At 44.1% G+C, this 18,000-nt stretch carries 15 protein-coding genes, 2 pseudogenes and 1 riboswitch; all 17 genes and pseudogenes read left to right on the forward strand.

The window, feature by feature from the left end:
- Positions 1–8 precede the first annotated feature (8 nt).
- The 17 genes and pseudogenes from M3194_RS27020 to M3194_RS27100 all read left to right on the forward strand — a co-directional run bounded on the left by M3194_RS27020 (position 9) and on the right by M3194_RS27100 (position 17,991).
- A complete protein-coding gene (locus M3194_RS27020) occupies positions 9–1,352 on the forward strand; it encodes a UDP-glucose dehydrogenase family protein (protein WP_251657236.1) in 1,344 nt (447 codons plus the stop codon).
- 188 nt (positions 1,353–1,540) lie between these two features.
- Complete coding sequence (locus M3194_RS27025; protein ID WP_251657237.1) at positions 1,541–2,503, forward strand: NAD-dependent epimerase/dehydratase family protein; 963 nt, start codon at positions 1,541–1,543, stop codon at positions 2,501–2,503.
- A gap of 24 nt (positions 2,504–2,527) precedes the next feature.
- Entirely contained in the window at positions 2,528–3,679 is a 1,152-nt protein-coding gene (locus M3194_RS27030) for an acyltransferase family protein (protein ID WP_251657239.1), read from the forward strand.
- 83 nt (positions 3,680–3,762) lie between these two features.
- On the forward strand, positions 3,763–4,509 hold the full coding sequence (locus tag M3194_RS27035) for a YveK family protein (RefSeq protein WP_251657240.1): 747 nt from the start codon (positions 3,763–3,765) through the stop codon (positions 4,507–4,509).
- Positions 4,510–4,558: 49 nt separating this feature from the next.
- On the forward strand, positions 4,559–5,140 hold the full coding sequence (locus tag M3194_RS27040) for a CpsD/CapB family tyrosine-protein kinase (RefSeq protein ID WP_251657242.1): 582 nt from the start codon (positions 4,559–4,561) through the stop codon (positions 5,138–5,140).
- 84 nt (positions 5,141–5,224) lie between these two features.
- A complete protein-coding gene (locus tag M3194_RS27045; RefSeq protein WP_251657243.1) occupies positions 5,225–6,523 on the forward strand; it encodes a lipopolysaccharide biosynthesis protein in 1,299 nt (432 codons plus the stop codon).
- A 2-nt stretch (positions 6,524–6,525) separates the two neighbouring features.
- The gene (locus M3194_RS27050) at positions 6,526–7,758 is read left to right on the forward strand and encodes an O-antigen ligase family protein (RefSeq protein ID WP_251657245.1); all 1,233 of its coding nucleotides are present in this window, start codon (positions 6,526–6,528) and stop codon (positions 7,756–7,758) included.
- An 18-nt stretch (positions 7,759–7,776) separates the two neighbouring features.
- Positions 7,777–8,871, forward strand: coding sequence for a glycosyltransferase (locus M3194_RS27055; RefSeq protein WP_251657246.1), 1,095 nt, complete (start codon positions 7,777–7,779; stop codon positions 8,869–8,871).
- A gap of 12 nt (positions 8,872–8,883) precedes the next feature.
- Positions 8,884–9,552, forward strand: a complete 669-nt coding sequence (locus M3194_RS27060) for a sugar transferase (RefSeq protein WP_251657248.1) — start codon at positions 8,884–8,886, stop codon at positions 9,550–9,552.
- 29 nt (positions 9,553–9,581) lie between these two features.
- Positions 9,582–10,526 (forward strand): glycoside hydrolase family protein, encoded by a 945-nt coding sequence (locus M3194_RS27065; RefSeq protein ID WP_251657249.1) that lies wholly within the window; start codon positions 9,582–9,584, stop codon positions 10,524–10,526.
- Positions 10,527–10,569: 43 nt separating this feature from the next.
- Positions 10,570–11,088, forward strand: a complete 519-nt coding sequence (locus M3194_RS27070) for a YdcF family protein (protein WP_251657251.1) — start codon at positions 10,570–10,572, stop codon at positions 11,086–11,088.
- 56 nt (positions 11,089–11,144) lie between these two features.
- A complete protein-coding gene (locus M3194_RS27075) occupies positions 11,145–12,506 on the forward strand; it encodes a phenylacetate--CoA ligase family protein (protein ID WP_251657252.1) in 1,362 nt (453 codons plus the stop codon).
- A 114-nt stretch (positions 12,507–12,620) separates the two neighbouring features.
- Positions 12,621–13,559, forward strand: a complete 939-nt coding sequence (locus tag M3194_RS27080; RefSeq protein ID WP_251657254.1) for a polysaccharide deacetylase family protein — start codon at positions 12,621–12,623, stop codon at positions 13,557–13,559.
- A 17-nt stretch (positions 13,560–13,576) separates the two neighbouring features.
- Positions 13,577–14,722, forward strand: a complete 1,146-nt coding sequence (locus M3194_RS27085) for a glycosyltransferase (RefSeq protein ID WP_251657255.1) — start codon at positions 13,577–13,579, stop codon at positions 14,720–14,722.
- On the forward strand, positions 14,719–15,891 hold the full coding sequence (locus M3194_RS27090; RefSeq protein WP_251657257.1) for a glycosyltransferase family 4 protein: 1,173 nt from the start codon (positions 14,719–14,721) through the stop codon (positions 15,889–15,891). Before M3194_RS27085 ends, M3194_RS27090 begins: the two co-directional genes overlap by 4 nt.
- A gap of 315 nt (positions 15,892–16,206) precedes the next feature.
- Positions 16,207–16,310, forward strand: a riboswitch (purine riboswitch).
- Positions 16,311–16,477: 167 nt separating this feature from the next.
- Positions 16,478–16,690, forward strand: a pseudogene (locus tag M3194_RS27095) (type I phosphoribosyltransferase); the annotation flags it as partial.
- 29 nt (positions 16,691–16,719) lie between these two features.
- A pseudogene (locus M3194_RS27100) lies at positions 16,720–17,991 on the forward strand (nucleobase:cation symporter-2 family protein).
- Positions 17,992–18,000 lie beyond the last annotated feature (9 nt).

Consider the following 18,000-nt stretch of genomic DNA (forward strand, 5'->3'; position numbering starts at 1 on the left):
ATAGAAACATGAGAAAAATTGCTATGATTGGTACGGGGTACGTAGGGCTTGTAAACGGCACATGCTTGGCACATATCGGCCATAGCGTGCAATGCTGCGATACGAATTCCGATAAGATCGAATGGCTGCAGCAGGGTCGAATTCCGATTTATGAGCCGGGACTGGAAGCTTTGGTCGCAGACAATGTTGCTGCCGGACGGTTGTCGTTCACGTCCAATATGGTTTCTGCTATTGAGCAATCGGATTTGCTGTTTATTGCTGTTGGAACGCCAATGGCTCCTACAGGTGCAGCGGATCTTGGCTATATTCAAGCGGTAGCGGAATTCATTGGCTGTCATTTGACGGCATACAAAACAATCGTAATCAAGAGCACTGTTCCGGTGGGTACAGGACGCAAGGTAGAGAACTGGATCAGGGAAAATATGCCAAATCCGCATATCCCATTTGATGTGGTCTCCAATCCTGAGTTTCTACGCGAAGGTTCTGCCGTAGCAGATTTTATGAATATGGAACGGTGTATTGTGGGGGCGCTTCGTCCTGAAGCCGCTCAGGCTGTAGCAGACTGCTTTGAGCCGCTTGGCACGAGAACCTATTTTACAAGTAATGAGAGTGCCGAGATGATCAAGTACGCGGCAAATGCATTTCTCGCGACTAAGATCTCGTTTATTAACGCTATTGCGAATCTATGTGAACGGTATGGGGCAGATGTTGAGGATGTGGCTGAAGGAATCGGTTCGGATAGCCGCATCGGTTCTGCGTTCCTGCAGGCAGGTATTGGCTATGGCGGATCATGTTTCCCGAAGGATACCCATGCTTTGAACTGGATGGCTGATCAAGCGGGGTATAATTTCGGATTGTTGAAGGAGGTTATTCAAACCAACGAAGAGCAGAAGTATATGCTACTCAAGAAATTGGTTCTAGCCTTAGGCGATTTGAGAGGAACAACGATAGCGGTGCTGGGATTGTCGTTTAAACCTAATACCGATGATTTGCGCGATGCTCCATCGCTGGCACTCATTCCTGCTTTGATTGCCGCCGGAGCAAACGTGCGGGTGTACGATCCGGTTGCCATGCCTGAGGCGAGAAAATGGTTTGGTAGCGATGTGATTTACGGTACGGGCGTTTATCAAACCATCTCTGGTTGTGATGCATGTATGATTCTTACAGAGTGGAGGGAATTCATTACGCTTGACTTAGAGCAAGTTCGTCAGCTCTTAAAGCGTCCGATTGTAGTAGACGGACGAAATTGCTACCCGCTTGAAAGCATGAGTCAACATGCTATTGAATACCATTCCATTGGGCGTGCTGCTATTCATGTAGAATTATCGGAAAACCAATATCTAGTGAACTAGTCGAGGTTGGGGGAAGAGAGTGAATGATCACGCTCCCTATGATACAAATTGTATCGTTATGATGGCAGTTGTAAATCGTAAAGAAGCATCACTCATACAACAGTCTAGCTGTACATTGCGTTGTCGCTGCATGATAAGTCACCGCCGCTGGACTAACTAAATAATTTGAAGAGGTGGATTGAACCCCTATGAATCCCAAAAAAGTAATTGTTACAGGCGGTGCAGGTTTTATTGGCTCTCATATTGTTGAACGTTGTCTCTTGAAAGGCTGGGAGACAATCGTAGTTGATAATCTGTCTAAAGGGGAATTCGAGAATATCCCTATCGGGGCTCGTTTCTATCATACCGATATCAGATCGCATGAGATGGAAGGGATTCTAGCTAAAGAACGACCGGATGTGATTGTTCATCAAGCTGCACAAACAGATGTTCAATATTCCATTAATGAGCCGCTTGAAGATGCCACTGCGAATATTTTGTCCACAATCCGTTTACTTGAGCTTGCCGTCAAGTATGGCGTGCGCAAGTTTGTTTATGCTTCATCTGCCGCCATCTATGGAATGCCGGAAGCTGTTATGATCAACGAGGCGCATCCGAAGCATCCGATGTCCGGCTACGGAGTCTCCAAGTATGTGCCTGAGCTGTACATTTGTACGTATGCTAAATTATATGGATTGGAATATGGTATTTTACGCTACGCAAATGTATATGGACCGCGCCAAGCTAGTGATGGGGAGGGCGGCGTAGTAGCTATTTTCGTGGACCGTCTGCTGCGCGGAGAAAAGCTTGTCATTTATGGAGACGGAGAGCAGACTAGGGATTTTGTCTACGTTGAGGATATTGCAGATGCGAATATTGCTGCCATTCTTACAGAACAGAATGTGATCGCGAACGTAGGCACGGCGCACCCACTAAGCGTCAATGCTCTTGTAGCAAGCCTGCAAGACTGCTGTGACCAGAAAACAAGAGTTGAGTACCGTCCTGCTCGTGCCGGTGACATCAAACATAGCTGCCTGGACAATCAAAAAGCAATTCAACAGTTGAAATGGGAACCCAAAGTACGTTTGGAAGAGGGACTTTGGAAAACATACTCCTACCGATTGTCAAAAATGGCGCAAGAGAAAGCACTCAAATCGGCGGCGCATATTTAATTAGGCGTTGGAGGGTGGATGGGTATGAAGGATTCATCCAAGGTTATTAAAGAAATGTTTGTGCTAAGAAGCATTGCTTGCTTAGGAATCGTATTATTCAACACACTGGATACGGCTATTACACATTTCAATCTAACCGAGTCTGCGGGTTACAGCATAACACCGGACATCCTCCACACGATACAAATGCTGCTGCTGTTCTCTACACCTATGTTTATTTTTATTTCTGAGTTTATTATATCGAAGTCGTATCGGGATGAGGTTCCGCCAGGCTTTTTGAAAAAAAGAGCCAAGTATATTTTAATGCCTTATCTTACAATGGCGGTTTTATTTTCATTGATCGATGTGAACGTTGATCATGCGGTACCTTCCTTTAAGCTGTACCTTTACGAGCTCGCCAAAAACATCCTGCTTGCAGACTTCTTCGGTTATTTCCTTCTAGTTGTCTTTCAATTTTATCTGCTGCATATCTTGTTTGCCAGATGGGTATCTCGCAGATTTTCAATGAGATTCGTGCTTATTTGCTCGATTGGAGCCAATGTAGTCTATCTGGCTATCTTTAATCTGATTGACCTTGAATCTCTCCCGTTTGGAAATTACTACGTGATCAGCTTTCTGAACAAGGTGCCGGCGATCGCTTGGCTTGCCTACTTTTCGATAGCATTCTATAGCGGCAGAAACTATGAAGTTTTTGTCGAAAAGCTAGGCAGGCATATCAAATGGATAATCGCTCTCGCTTTACTCTCGGCAGCAGCCATGCTTACCCTGAACCAGTTAGGCATTATAGACAGGGTATATTCCAAACGGTTCGATGTCTTATTCTATACGACGGGTATCATCTTTACTATGGTGTATTATGCCAAACAACTAACGCAAGTTCCGGTCGTTCTAGTGAAAGTCAGCCAATATTCCTTCGGAATATTTTTGCTGACTCGGTTCTTTCTGTATGGTGTAAGTCTACTAGCTCCCGCGTGGTATTCATTAACTAACCTTTTACTATTTATCGTTATTGCATTCTTGGCTGCTGTCTTCGGTTCTATAACCGTTACGCATTTGCTCAATAAGAACCGGTTTGGCCCGCTTATTGCAGGCAGGGTTGGTATAGGAAACCAGCAGCAGAAGCCTAAGAAGCAGAGCAACAAAGTAAGTGGACAAAGAATGGGTAAATTTGATTGACAAGTTACAATTTGTATCATAAAATCTGAAATGCAGAGTATAGATACTAACTGTAACAAATTACGAGTGAAAAGAGGGTACAAATGGAGCTAAATCAAGTTCTAAGAGTGCTTAAGTCCAAAGCCTGGTTCATTGTTGCTTTCATTTTGATTATTACAACGGCTGTAGGCATCTTCAGTGTTTTTTACATTAAACCCGTATATGAAGCCTCTGCGAAAATAGTTTTAAAATCTAACGGTGAAACAGAAGGCAGACTGGTTGATTATGATTCGCTCTTAGCCAACGTGATGTTGATCGAGACCTATCGGGATATTGTGAAGACGCCTGGACTGATGGAGAAGGTCATTGCGGCTTATCCGGAAATAAACATGGCGCCGGAGCAGCTTATTCTAAAGGTCAAAGTAAATTCTTCCAATAACCAAATTATGTCGGTTCAAGTAAGGGACGCTTCCTACGACAAAGCTGCACAAATCGCTAACGCCGTATCGGTCGTACTAGTTCAGGAAATTCCGAGAATAATGAACATCAATAACGTTTCCATTCTGGATCAGGCAGCAAACCTGCCTATTCCAAAGCCTGTCACACCAAACATAATAATTAACATCGCCATCGGATTTATCCTTTCGTCGTTGTTCAGCATGGCCATTGTACTCCTCAGAGAGTATCTGGATGATAAGGTGAGATCGGAAGAAACGATTGAGAAGGAGCTTGGGCTTTCCGTACTAACCGTTATTCCACAGATGAAGAAGAATGAAGTGCTCCCGAGTTCGCTTCGCGTTACATCTGATGAAAGAGTTGGTGAGAGAACCTATGTGGCCATTAACCAGTAGAAAAGCAAAGTATAAACCGTCATCTCCTATCGTTGAGGCAAGTTGGAAAATGCGGACGAAGATCGATCAAATTATGCAGAATGAAACCTGCCAGGTGCTTATGGTCACTTCGGCCGGGAAATCGGAAGGTAAGACGACAGCCGCAGTGAACCTGGCTTGTTCTTACGCTCAGAATAACAAGAAAGTGCTGTTAATAGATGCCAACCTCAGGACGCCATTCCTGCATGAAGTATTCGGAACATCCAATAGTAATGGGCTTACAAATGTAGTAACGGATCGTTACGAGATCAGCGACATCATTCGCTACACCATGATGACGAACTTGTTCCTGATTTCATCCGGTCCAAGTTTCATCGACCCGATTGAATTACTGACTTCTAACAAGATGTCAGGCCTTCTGGAGGAGTTAAAAAAGGAATTCGATTTGATCATAATGGATACCCCTCCGGCCATGAGATGGTCGGATGCCCAAATTATCGCTTCCATGAGCGATGGCGTGCTGCTGGTCATGAAGGACGGTACGGTGAAGAAAAATCAAGCCTTGAAGCTGAAGAGCATGATTGAGCAGGTTAATACCAGAGTCGTCGGAGTTGTATTTAATAACAAAAATAAACGCAAAGTCGCTAATTAGTTTTGGTGCAAGGTGAAATGTCGCTGCATCTTTATCCTTGTTATTGATGGTTAGAGGTGCAGCGGTGAGGACGGAGAGCATCATATGAAGATAAGCAGTCTTACGAATCCCAGGTGGATAAACAATACATTTATCAGAAATGTCTCTGTCGTAATGTCTGGAACGGCAATTGCCCAGGTTATCGCCATGATTATCGTACCGGTGTTGAGCCGGATCTATCAGCCGGACCAGCTTGGCGTATTCTCACTCTATGTATCGATCATCACGTTGTTCTCCGTTGTTGCATCCTTCAAATATGAAGTGGCTATCGTGCTGCCCAAAGATGAAGATGAAGCGACTCGTATTTTTCTCCTTTCCTGCATCATTACCGTATTGCTGAGTGCGGCATTGCTAATTGTTTGTTTGGTGTTTGATGATTCCATTGCCGGATTATTTGGCTCCCCGGAATTAAAAAGATGGCTGATCTGGGTACCTTTAAGTGTTTGTGCAATGGGTCTTTATCAATGCCTCAATTATTGGAGCACAAGACAGAAGCAATACAAACGGATGTCCAAATCACTGGTAGGACGCCAAGGCAGCATAGCCTCTTCTCAAATCGCAGCAGGATCATACGGATTTACTTCGCTTGGTTTGATCGGCGGTCAAATTTTCGGACAAGTGATTGCCTCCACAATTTGGTTATTCCAAACCTGGAGAGAGAGTTCAAGCCTCTTTAAACGCAACTTCAAAGTAACTCAGTTAAAGGAAGCAGCACGAAAATATTCGGAATTTCCGGTATACAGCACTCCTCAGACGCTTGTGAACTCGTTATCGCAAAACTTGCCGATTTTTATGCTCAGCTATTTCTACGGTTCAGCGGTTATTGGCCTTTATTCACTAGGGCTTAGACTTATTCAATTCCCTGTTACCTTGGTCGCCCAATCGGTTAGACAAGTGCTCCTGCAACGGATAAGTGAGGCCGGGCAGGATGAGATTAATCTGAATGCGATGTTCAAGAAATTTACGATCATTTTAGCCCTAATTGCTTTATTGCCTTCTATGTTCATCGTGGTTTTTGGCCCGCAGCTATTCAAGGTTATTCTTGGCAGCGAGTGGATGGAAGCCGGCGTTTATGCGAGCTGGATGGTAATATGGATGTTCTTGTCCTTTATAAGCGCTCCGGCCTTAGTACTAATGACCGTTTTTGGTCTGCAAAGAAGGCTGTTAATCTACGAGACGCTGCTCATGTTAGCAAGATTCGGGGCATTGTTCGTAGGCGGAACCTATTTTTCAGTGGTGAACTGTATTGCAATGTTTACCTTGGTCGGAGTTGTATTTAATACCTATTTGATTGTATCCATGCTGAAGGCCAGCAAAGAAAGAGTGAGGAAATATGGAGGCTAATCATGACCAATACCATGGCGGCTGACAAGCGTTTAACGTTGACCAATATATGTTTATCCGTATTTGTTTTTACGATTATCTTGTTTTCGTTTAATCCCTCTTTGTCCTGGATTCCACAAGGCTGTGCATGCCTGGTCGTTGGTGCCTTTGTATTTGAGATCACTCAAATCAAGAATTATAAGTTTGTAGTGCCTATTCCGCTGCTTTGCTACCTTTGCTTTATTGTTTATATCTCCATAAGTTTGATATGGACGAATCAGAGCGTGGATATGATGTTCACTCTTGTCCAGCTGTTCTTCATATCCCTCATCTTGGTCAATATCGTCAATTATCAGGGCCATTTCCACTCCATCACGATCGGCTTTCTTGCGGCATTAGTTGTTGCGACCATCGATATCTGGAATAAGATCGGCGGTTTTATCGTTACGGATGACAATACCAGGGTCACATCGTTTTTGGGGAATCCGAATACCTTTGCAATCGCCTTGTTTATCGGCATGCTACTCTCGATGGAAGGGCTGATGAACAAAGCAAGGAAAAGCCTTCTCATAAAAGGAATATACATCCTTCTATTATTGCTTTTCACTTATGAAATCGTCTTTCTGACAGGCTCTCGCAAAGCCATGCTTTCCGTATTTATGCTTGGCTTCCTGATTTTTATGAGATTCTTTATCAAAGTGAAATTTCTGCAAAAAGTGCTCATTCTCGTTGTAGGAGCTGGCGTGCTGACAGAGATGTTTATTCTTTTGAAGGAATCCGTGTTTTTTGTCAGATTGAGCAGAATCTTTGACATGCTTCAAGGTAAAAATGTCAACGACAGCAGCTTAACGGAACGATCTAGCATGATGAGCGATGCGTTAAATCTATGGAAGGCCAGACCGATAACGGGCTGGGGCACCGATCAATTTCGGTATCTAACGGATTATCAAACCTACTCCCACAACAATTATCTCGAGCTGTTAAGCGATAATGGGCTGCTGGGTTTAATGCTGTATTACTCCATATTTATCATCTTGCTGGTCACGGCATGCAAGCAGTTATTAAGCGGTAATGAAAAAGAGAGCCATATTGGATTCTTTAGTATTTCTACTCTTCTCATTTTCCTGTTATGGGATTTAGCGCATGTCTCCTACTACAGCAAATTTCACTGGATCATGTTGTCGATCATTATGGGGATTACTTATTACATGAGAACGAGAACGTCCGTTCCGCAGTCTCAAGCTGTAGAACAATAAAGAGAGGGAGTATTTCGTTTGAAAACAAAGCTGATGCTAATGACTCCCAATTTGCATGGTGGCGGGGCGGAGAGAGTATTTGTCAATCTGTTAAAGCATTTTGACAGAGAACGGATTGAGCCCGTATTTATGACAGCAAATTTAACGGGACCCTATACCAAACATCTTCCAACAGACGTTGAAGTGATTGATCTAGGTATAACCAGAGCACGTTATATGATCCCAGAACTGTTGAAGGTCATTCATAAGACCAAACCCGATGTGATCCTCTCCACGCTAGAACAATTGAATTTATCTGTGCTCCTAGCCAGGCCATTTATCCGCAGACAAACGAAAGTGGTTATAAGAGAAGCGAATCTACCCTCTAAAACAATAAACTCCTACAGCTTTTATCGCAAAATGATTTATCAATCGATGTATAGAAGACTATATCCGCTGGCGGATCAAATTATCGCTCAATCCGAATTGATGAGGAATGAGATTTTAAGCTTTACCGGTGTTCAGGGGAGCCTAGTGACAACCATTAATAATCCAATCGATATCAAGACGATTGCCAAGCTCTCCAATGAACCAAGCCCATTCTCAAGTCGCTCAGGGAAAAATATTGTATCGGTCGGCAGGCTGGAGTATCAAAAGGGTTACGATATTCTGATTCAAGCCTTCAAGCGGGTTTCGCTTCAATACCCCGATTCAAATCTGTATATCTTGGGTGAAGGGAGCCTGCAAGAGGAACTTGCCCGGTTGGCTGCATCCTTAGATATTGGTGAGCAAGTACACTTTGTAGGCTTTACGGAAAATCCTTACCCGTATATGAGGCATGCAGATCAATTTGTATTGTCTTCCCGGTACGAAGGTTTCCCGAATGTCCTGCTCGAAGCGCTGGCATGTAACGCCAAAATAGTGGCAGCGGATTGCGACAGCGGTCCAGGTGATATTTTATGCAGAAGCGAGTATGGCCTGCTTGTCCCTGTGGAGAATGCAGAAGCTCTTGCGGACGGAATGATAAGAGGATTATGCGACCCTCATATTGGAAGCAATGGATATATCAGAGCGATGGACTATGATTCTCGTAAAATTACTGACTTGTACGAAAAAGTACTTATTAGCTTATGAGGTGAGCAACTGATGATGACGGAAGAGGCGATTAGGAAGTCTTATCAGCCAGATTTGGCAGAATCCATCTTTGTCATTTCGCATGCGGAGAATAAGCAGGGCATTTATCTCCAGTTTTTCAAACGGGCGTTGGATGTGGTCCTTGCAGTGGTCGGGTTGATGCTGTCTTCACCTGTGATAGCCATTTTTACCATTGCTATCATTTTGGAAACAACCGGCCCCGCTTTTTACAAACAGGAGCGTGTTGGACTAATGGGAAGAAGCTTCTCTGTCATCAAGCTGCGCTCGATGGTCAAAAATGCAGAGAAAAACGGCATTCAATGGGCAGAGAAGAATGATTCCCGAGTGACTAAAGTAGGTGCGTTCATAAGAAAAACAAGAATTGATGAGCTTCCTCAGCTATGGAATGTCATTAAGGGTGAAATGAGTATTGTTGGGCCAAGACCGGAAAGATCGCATTTTACCTATCAGTTTAACAGCGAAATTCCTGGCTTCGTGAACAGACTTGCCGTTAAGCCGGGATTAACCGGATGGGCACAAATTAATGGCGGCTACGATATTACTCCAAAACAAAAGCTGGAGCTGGATATGCATTATATTGAGAGGCTTTCTTTAAGGATGGATCTTCTGATTATGCTGAAAACCGTTCGAGTAATCATAACTGGCGAAGGGGCTAGATAAGGCTAAATTGATTATAGCGGGGCGGATTCATGAAGAAAAAAACAGCGTTTATTATTATAATTGCAGCCGTATGCGCATTGGCAATTTATAACTATTGGTATTCTGACCGCTCCAATAATACTATGCCTACGAAGGCAGGTGATCAAGTGCTGAAAGCAATAGCTCATATACAAGACGGCGACGATATACAACAAGCGATTGATGTGGCAGCCGCAAACGGCGGTGGGGATGTGGAGATTCCCGCAGGCAAGTATGAAGTGAAGAATACGATCATCGTAAAACCCTCCGTCACCCTTCAGCTCAACTCGGGTACCATGCTTGTACCGGTCAGTAATGTCAACGTTATTGAACTAAGCAGAAATTCCGCCGTTAACGGGGGAATCATCTATGCCTATGATCTAAAGAGGTATAGTAAATCGGGTATTTACTTGGATGGAGCACAGGAATTCTCAGGAACGTTAAAATCGGCCAGTATTTCGAATATCAAGATTATTGGCCGTCCGGGACTTGGTAATGGCCTGTTTTTTTATGCGGAGGAAGGATCCGATCATGTGAGCTGGGTGGAAGCGCATAACGTGAACATTACCGGCTTTGATAAGGCGATTTATTTCAAAACAGAACCTGTGAAGAAACCTGACAAAATATGGATTAACGGCAACAACCTTTCGCAAATCTTTATAAAAGACGCGTATTACGGCATATATCTCGACGGCCATATGGATTTGCCTTATGAGATTTCGGGGAATAACTTCACTGGCGTACAAATCCAAACGAGTGAGTTGACGAGGCAGGCCATATTTATTAAAGGAACAAAAAACTATATTCAAGCAATGATTTGGGATTACCATTTGGGTGCGGAAGCGGTCCATCTTGACAAAGACTCGCTGCGCAATCAAATTCAATCGAATGTCTCCGCGGATGACTTGGCTTATATCGATGATGGAATAGACAATTTGTCTGTGTCGGCCAAGTAACATGATTAGAAAGTTAATAATAATCAATGTAGTGGTTTTGTTGGTGATTGCTTTTTTAGTTTTTTCTATCGGCAGATTCCTGGTCGTCAACGAAGCCCCGAAAAAAGCGGATGTCATCATTTTGCTAAGCGGAGACGTGGGCAGGATGGAGAAGGCTATCGGACTTCTGAAGCAAGGATATGCCGATCGCATTATTGTGACAAGAACAGATGGACGCGGTTACGGTGAAATTAAATTAAACTCGCTGATACGTTCGGGGGTTTCACCGTCAGCTATTATTCCTGAATACCAGGCGACAAACACTTATACGAATGCTGTTTATTCAAAGGCTCTTATGGAGAAGTACGGCTTTCATTCGGCCTTAGTCGTATCGAGTAACTATCATATGCGACGAGTAAGCTACACATTCAATAAGGTTTACAGCCATTCAGGCATAGATCTGACCTATGTTGATGCTCCAAGTGTGAACTTCGATCCCGTGTACTGGTGGAGTGAACGGAAATACGTGAACTACACGATTTCAGAATATATCAAATTGTTCGGCTACATTATCAAATACTAAATATATTCAGACGTAACTCAACCATTCATTGTTCGGTTAGGAGAGAGATACCAAATATGAACAATATTAAACGGGCAGCCTGGAAGCTTGAGCTTAACGTAAGAGGGAACACGCTGAAGTACAAACAAAAACTTGATGACTGGCAATGGCTTTGCAGACAAGAAATATTGAAATTACAGCAGCAAAAACTAACCGCGCTGCTCCAGCACGCTTACGTGCATGTTCCCTATTACCGGAAATTATTGCTTGAGAGCGGAACGGTTGATAAGAGCGGCAATGTGCACCTCGATCGTTTTCAACACATACCGCTGCTCGATAAAGATACGATCAAGCGACATTTTGAAGCACTAAAGTCGGATGATCTGGATTCCCGCGCACCATTTGAAGAGTCTTCTGGAGGATCAACAGGGGTACCGATTACGCTGCTTCAGGACAAGGAGTTTTTAGACTGGAGCTCAGCGGTCAAGATGCAAGACGACGAGTGGACCGGTATGATGATGGGCTGCAGAAGAGCTTATGTCTGGGGATCCGTAAGAGACACGCTAGTTGGGAAAGAGACTGTAAAAACCTATTTAGGAAGATGGATGAGGAATGAGCGGTGGCTAAATTCTTTCCGTATGACGCAAGAAAGAATGAAAGAGTTTATCCATGAATTAAATACATTCAAACCTGTTCAGATTACTGCTTTTGCGGAGAATCTCTATGATCTGGCAAGATTCATCGAGGAAAGAGGACTTTACATTTATACTCCCAAAGCTGTATTAACCTCTGCCGGCGTCCTCCATCCGCATATGCGGGAAACCATTCAGAGGGTTTTCAAGGCACCGGTGTTTAATCGATACGGTTCGAGAGAGGTAGGCGATATTGCTTGCGAATGTGATCATCATCACGGATTGCATTTGTCGTCAATGACGCATTATGTAGAGGTTCTAAATGACAAGGGATATCCGGCAAAACCTGAAGAATATGGAGAAATCGTCATCACTTTGCTGACCAACAATACCATGCCCTTGATTCGTTACCGCATAGGCGATATGGGCGTCTTATCGGATGAAGAATGCTCCTGCGGCAGGGGAATGCCTTTGCTGAAGGATGTGATCGGAAGAACGACGGATATTTTCATCAATAAGAATGGCGATCGAATAGATGGAAGGATGTTTATCCGCCTGTTGATGTCAAGTTCGTTCATTAATAAATTTCAGGTCGTCCAAGACAGATATGACAGGATCAAGATTATTGTAGATCCTGCTGATAAGAAGCTGGATCATTATAAGGTTTATTCGGAGGAAATTAAAAGCTTGGTAGAGGATGCCAGAATTATTATGGGCGGGCAATGTGAAGTGGATTTCGAGTTTGTTGAATATATCGAATCAACTGTTTCGGGGAAATACCGCTTTACCATTTCAATGGTGCATTAAGCTTAAGAAAAATTAACCTACGATAAGGAATGAAACTAATCCATGCGAAACAATGGCCGCTTTGTCATATCACTTGATTTTGAATTGTACTGGGGAGTAAGGGATATTATTACGTTGGATCAGTATGAAACACAAATGTCCAGTGAGCTGGAAGTCATCCCGAAACTGTTAAAGCTGTTTGAAGAGCAGCGTATCCACGCTACCTGGGCGGTAGTTGGACTTATGTTCTGCGAGCATGCTAATGAGATGATGGGCAGCATCCCGCAGCAAAAACCAACCTATGAAAATCAAAATTTATCTCCCTACCCTTATATTGAAGATCAAATATTTGCCGGCGGCCAGCAGGAAGCGTTTCATTTTGCACCAGGAATCATAAAAACGATTCAAAAAACGAAGAATCAGAGCATATCTACACATACCTTCTCCCATTATTATTGCTTGGAGGAAGGGCAGACGGTTGAACAATTTAGTGCGGATATAGCGGCTGCCATTCGTATCGCGGAGAAGAAGGGCTTCAATATCCAAAGTATCGTATTCCCTAGAAATCAATTTAATGAAAAATATTTAGGCGTGCTGCAGGAGCAGGGTATTGCATCCTACCGGGGCAATCCCGATCATTGGATTTATCGAAAAGGATACAGCAAAAATGATTCAATCCTGTTAAGAGTATTCCGATTAATGGATACCTATTTCAATCTTTCAGGGCATAACTGCTATTCGGTAAAGGAGTCAGCAGACAACATGCCAGCTAATATACCAGCCAGCCATTTTCTGAGACCCTATTCCGGGAAGCTTCGGTTCCTTGAACGACTTCGCTTGAAACGGATTCTATCAAGCATGACCCATGCTGCCAAACATGGTCTTGTCTATCATCTGTGGTGGCATCCTTATAATTTAGCGAGAAACCCCGAAGAAAACTGGATTTTTATGAAGAAGATAATAGATCATTTTCAAGAGCTAAATAAGCAATACGGAATGGAAAGCATGAGCATGGAAGATCTAACTGCCCAAGTAACGTCTGTCAAGTTTGATGAAAATCGATTAAGTGGGTAAGAAGGAGACTTGAAGAGATGAAAAAAATTCTATTTCTTATCACTGGTTTGGATCATGCCGGAGCTGAAATGCAAGTTCTTGAGCTGGCGAGAGGATTGGCGTTGAAAGGCTGGACAACTCAGATCATCTCCATGATAAAGCCTACCATTGATGTAGAGAAAATAAGCAAGGAAGGCATCCAGATCAATACACTGGATATGAGTAAAGGAGCGCCGGATCCGCGGGCGATATGGAAATTGAGAAGGCTGATCATGGAATTTGGGCCGGATATCGTTCACAGTCATATGATTCATGCGAATTTACTGGCGAGAATCACCCGTATTATTACGCGCATGCCTGTATTGATCTCAACGGCGCACAACACGAATGAGGGCGGAAAAGTAAGGATGCTGATGTACCGGCTAACCGATTCTCTATGTAATTTAATGACGAATGTAAGTCAGGATGCGGTAGACAGCTTTATACAAAAGGGAGCAAGCACGAAGAAGAAAATTATATTTGTTCCAAACGGGATCAATTTGAAGCGATTTAAGAAAAATGCAGCTAATGACGAATCACTTCGCCAAGAACTCGGGATAAAAGACGAGTTTGTATGGCTTGCAGTAGGAAGATTAAGCGAAGTAAAGGATTATCCCACATTAATCCGTTCCTTTAAACAGGTTATTCAGCATAATAGTCGGTGTCAGCTGTTGATTGTTGGTAATGGAGAAGATCGCTCTGCACTAGAGCAGTTGTCCAGGACTCTGGAAGTAGATAATAATATTAAGTTTCTAGGTATTCGTGAAGATATTCCTCGTATCATGAACGCTTCTGATGCCTATGTGATGTCCTCATTATGGGAAGGCATGCCTATGGTTCTGCTTGAAGCCTCAGCATGCGAGCTGCCGATGGTAGCAACTGATGTAGGCGGTAATCGTGAGGTAGTTAAAGAGGGGATATCGGGATATTTGGCAAGATCCTCTGACAGTGAGCAATTGGCTGAGAAAATGATTTCGCTTATGTCCATGCCGACAGCCGAGAGGGAAGCAATGGGGAGAAATGGCCGTGAATTTGTAATGAAGCATTATGAGATGGACGCGATTATCGAAAAATGGGAAGCCTTATATCAACAATTAAAGGTGCGAAAAACCAAAGTGGGAAGCATGCAAGGAGGATTTCGATGAGTACAAGAAAAGTCGCTTATGTAGCAACGGTTTATTCTCATTTGTCCGTTTTTCATGTACCATTCATGAACATGCTGAAGAGTCAAGGGTATGAGGTGCATGCCTATGCAAGTCCAGATCACTGCAGGGAAGATGTCAAACGAGCCTTTATTGCCTGTCACGATATTCCGTTTAGTCGAAATCCGCTCTCTATGCAGAATTTTAAAGCATTAAAGCAATTGATTAAGCGATTCAAAGAAGAGCAATACGATATGATTCATGTTCATACTCCCAATGCCAGTGTTGTTTGTCGAATAGCCGCTAAGCTTGCTGGCTGCAAGAATGTTATTTATACCGCACATGGCTTTCATTTTTTCAAAGGCTCACCGCTGCTCAACTGGCTGCTCTACTATCCCGTGGAGCGGATGTTAGCGAGATGGACGGATATATTAATAGCAATCAATCATGAAGACTACGAGAGAGCCTCTAAATTTTCAGTGCGGGATAAGGCTGCCTATATCCCTGGTGTTGGCGTTGATGTCAGCTCTTATCGGAACATTGATTATAAGAAAGTCGGTTCGCTCCGTAAGGAGCTGGGTTTGAACGGTCAAGAATTTGTTGTATTGAGTGTTGCAGAATTGAATCGCAATAAGAACCTGGAACAACTCATACATGCATTGCATGAATTGAAACAGCTTGGCGTGCCTGTTGTTGGCTTGCTGGCTGGTGTCGGCGATCGGGAACCGATTTTGAGAGCGCTGGTCCATAGTTTGAATATGGAGAAGAACATCCTATTCTTGGGTTTCCGCAGAGATATTGCAGAACTGATGAATATTGCAGATACCTGCACGTTAATGTCTGAGCGAGAGGGACTTCCTAAAGTGCTGCTTGAAGCGATGGCGGCCGGAAAACCGATGGTCGTGACAGATATTCGTGGAAATCGAGAGCTAGTCGCACAAAACGAGAATGGCTATAGAGTACCGGTTGGAGATGTTACCGCGACAACGGGAGCTTTGTTGAAGCTGTATTTAAATCCAAAGCTCCGCGCAGAGATGGGGGAAAACAGCTGGGAGAAGGCAGACTCCTTTGATATTCGAACCATAGTCGAAGAGATGAAGAAGTTGTACTCCGAACGTATTCCGTTACCGAAAGAGCATGAAGAAATATCACCGATAAAATTCACTGTGTAGGGAAATTCAAATATGAGGGGGAATCGTCCGTACTTGTGACTATCCTATCGTTTATATAAGGAGGGCCCCATGGTCATGATTTGAAGTGCTAAGAAATTATTTTATATGTATTCCTTCATTAAAAGGTGGAACAGCAAGTCTGAGGGATATAGGACTTCATAATTTCCGAGGATGAGCGACTATATGTTGTAAAAACAGAGACTATACACGAGCTATGTCAGCTCTTGTATAGTCTCTGTTTTCTAATAACATCTTATGAGTCGTGGAAGATTTTTCTTCTTGTCATCCAACCTTCATACCCTGTAAGATAGAAAATGCTTTTTTAAAAATGAGACTCATATAATCATGGGAATATGGCCCATAAGTTTCTACCGGATAACCATTGCAATTATCCGACTATGAGTGATTCGCTTTTCGCATTTTGATTGCTATAGCTATTCTCTTATGTACTAGGAAGAGCATGGATGTAAACGAATGCAGGGCAGCGTGCACGAATATGGATATCGTAGGGACAGGCCACACTGGAGCAGTAGCTCGGGGGCTTGTCCTTTTTTTACATTCCACGAAGAGGAGCGGAATTAGAACAATGAAAGTGCTGGAAGATCGCATACGCGAAGAAGGACTAATTTTATCGGATACGGTACTTAAGGTGGACTCCTTCTTGAATCATCAAGTGGACACGGCGCTTGCATTAGAGATTGGCAAGGAACTGGCGGGAAGGTTTGCGGACAAGCAAATTACAAAGATATTGACGATCGAAGCAAGCGGCATTCAATTTGCGATGGCCGCCGGGCCTGCCAAAGAGCTTGCAAAGGAGACCGTATAGGTATGCTGGGCAAACAGAGAGCAATTACATTAGGATTTCAGCATGTCTTAGCCATGTACGCGGGCGCCGTTGTTGTTCCCTTAATCGTCGGAGGCGCGCTTCAGTTAAACGGAACACAGATGGCATACTTAATTGCAGCCGATCTGTTCACTTGTGGCCTTACGACGATCCTGCAGGTGCTTGGCACAAAATATTTCGGCAGCAGACTGCCCGTCATACTCGGCTGCACGTTTACCGCAGTAGGTCCGATTATCGCGATTGCATCGGCTTCGAATTTGGCTACCGCCTACGGAGCGATTATATTATCGGGCTTATTCGTCGTGCTGGCAGCCCCGTTATACGGGAAGCTGCTAAAGTTCTTTCCCGTTATCGTGACCGGTTCGGTCGTGACGATTATAGGGCTCTCTTTGATCCCGGTAGCCATGAATAATGTTGCCGGCGGTCAAGGCAGCAGCGATTTCGGAATGCCGCGCAACTTGCTATAGGCATTCGGCACGCTTGTTGTTATTCTGCTTGTGAATCGGTTCGCCAAGGGCTTCTTGCGATCGATATCCGTTCTGATCGGGCTTGCGGTTGGTACGATTGCGGCTTATTTCATGGGGATGGTCAGCTTTGCTCCCGTATCGGAGGCTTCCTGGTTTAACGTGGTTCAGCCGTTCTACTTCGGTACGCCGCAGTTCAGCTTAACCGCAGTCTTTACGATGATGATCGTCAATATTGTAAGTATGGTGGAATCTACGGGCGTCTACCTGGCTGTCGGCAGAGCGACGGACCAAAAGGTTGAGCAGAAGCAGATTATTAACGGTCTCCGCTCCGAAGGGGCGGCAATTATGCTTGGCGGTTTATTTAATGCCTTTCCCTATACGGCTTTCTCGTAAAATGTCGGCTTGATCACGCTGACTCGCGTGAAGACCCGGGACGTTATTTTTGCGGCTGGCGGCATTATGGTTGTGCTTGGCCTGCTGCCAAAGCTTGCCGCTGTTGCAACGGTTATCCCAAATGCCGTGCTCGGCGGAGCGATGATCGTCATGTTCGGCTCGGTTGCGGCATCCGGTATCTCGATATTATCGGATGTGGATTTACGCGAGGAGCGTAACTTGCTTATCGCCGCTTGCAGCATTGCCGTCGGCCTCGGGTCGTCTGCGGTTCCGCAAATATTCGACCATTTGCCGGATTTTGCGAAGATGCTGCTCCAGAACGGAATCGTAAACGGATCGTTTACCGCCATTCTGCTGAATTTGCTTTTATCGCGCAAGAACAGCTCCGATGCTTGAGTTCATAAG

The sequence above is a fragment of the Paenibacillus glycanilyticus genome, assembly GCF_023715145.1.
Lineage (GTDB): Bacteria > Bacillota > Bacilli > Paenibacillales > Paenibacillaceae > Pristimantibacillus > Pristimantibacillus glycanilyticus_A.

Coding starts and splice junctions, on each gene's coding strand:
- M3194_RS27020 (WP_251657236.1), top strand. CDS start 9: ATGAGAAAAATTGCTATGATTGGTACGGGGTACGTAGGGCTTGTAAAC.
- M3194_RS27025 (WP_251657237.1), top strand. CDS start 1,541: ATGAATCCCAAAAAAGTAATTGTTACAGGCGGTGCAGGTTTTATTGGC.
- M3194_RS27030 (WP_251657239.1), top strand. CDS start 2,528: ATGAAGGATTCATCCAAGGTTATTAAAGAAATGTTTGTGCTAAGAAGC.
- M3194_RS27035 (WP_251657240.1), top strand. CDS start 3,763: ATGGAGCTAAATCAAGTTCTAAGAGTGCTTAAGTCCAAAGCCTGGTTC.
- M3194_RS27040 (WP_251657242.1), top strand. CDS start 4,559: ATGCGGACGAAGATCGATCAAATTATGCAGAATGAAACCTGCCAGGTG.
- M3194_RS27045 (WP_251657243.1), top strand. CDS start 5,225: ATGAAGATAAGCAGTCTTACGAATCCCAGGTGGATAAACAATACATTT.
- M3194_RS27050 (WP_251657245.1), top strand. CDS start 6,526: ATGACCAATACCATGGCGGCTGACAAGCGTTTAACGTTGACCAATATA.
- M3194_RS27060 (WP_251657248.1), top strand. CDS start 8,884: ATGATGACGGAAGAGGCGATTAGGAAGTCTTATCAGCCAGATTTGGCA.
- M3194_RS27065 (WP_251657249.1), top strand. CDS start 9,582: ATGAAGAAAAAAACAGCGTTTATTATTATAATTGCAGCCGTATGCGCA.
- M3194_RS27075 (WP_251657252.1), top strand. CDS start 11,145: ATGAACAATATTAAACGGGCAGCCTGGAAGCTTGAGCTTAACGTAAGA.
- M3194_RS27085 (WP_251657255.1), top strand. CDS start 13,577: ATGAAAAAAATTCTATTTCTTATCACTGGTTTGGATCATGCCGGAGCT.
- M3194_RS27090 (WP_251657257.1), top strand. CDS start 14,719: ATGAGTACAAGAAAAGTCGCTTATGTAGCAACGGTTTATTCTCATTTG.